Raw genomic sequence first — 735 nt, 5'->3', positions numbered from 1 at the left:
CTTGCGATGTTTACACCGTCTTGGGTCGGCCACAAAAAAGCTCTTGAAGCTCTTCGAAAAAACTATTCAGTCTGGACCAACGCCCTCACTTTACCGTTGTATAACAGGAACAGTGTTTCTGGCTTGCTTAAGTGGCTAGTGGTTCTGACCCTACATTCCATTTCACTTCTATCGCTCCCTTTCATCCTGGTCTTGGGCTTTTCAATGAAAGCTTATACGATTTTCTTAAGCGACGATGTAAAGAAGATGAAACAGTACAAACAAGACTTACAAACCATCTATGCAAAGTTAAAAGATATCGAAGATCAGGATGAATATAAGCGACGCTTGAAAGAAGAGATAGCCAAGGTAAAGCCGTTCTAAGAATTGCTTTGAAAATCAGGCAATATCCTCATATCCAGATACCGGGTCTTGCTCACAATTCTTACGGTACTGAGTCAACAACCAGGCTATCGCGCTTGCATAAACAAGATTGGTTGCAAGTTCAGCATGAGGGTTTTCCAAAAATGCCCTTTGCGAAGCCAAACCCCGTACGGTACTCGCCAGGTCTGGTTGAAAAGCTAAATACTCATCCCATAAAGCGGTGTGACTTTCAGGACTAATCGCATAAATACCTAAACCATCAGACTGCTTCGAGGCTACCAAGTGCTCACCGTAAGAGGAACGTTTAGAAGCTAGCTTCAATAAGTAATGTTCTGCAAATTGGGAGCGTTCATCCAAAGCCGCGAGTGCGGG

2 protein-coding genes are annotated in these 735 nt (G+C 43.7%); one reads left to right on the top strand and one right to left on the bottom strand.

Going from position 1 to position 735, the window contains the following annotated elements; translation table 11 throughout:
• Positions 1–363 (top strand): hypothetical protein (locus A3729_RS33850; RefSeq protein ID WP_231877387.1); only part of this gene is annotated, 363 nt, incomplete at its 5' end.
• A 15-nt stretch (positions 364–378) separates the two neighbouring features.
• Here A3729_RS33850 and A3729_RS32620 read toward each other — a convergent pair.
• Positions 379–735 (bottom strand): hypothetical protein (locus A3729_RS32620; RefSeq protein ID WP_068633630.1); only part of this gene is annotated, 357 nt, incomplete at its 5' end.

The organism is Oleiphilus sp. HI0043, assembly GCF_001634935.1.
Note: the sequence above shows the minus strand (reverse complement) of the source record. Positions and strands in the feature narration are given on the sequence as shown.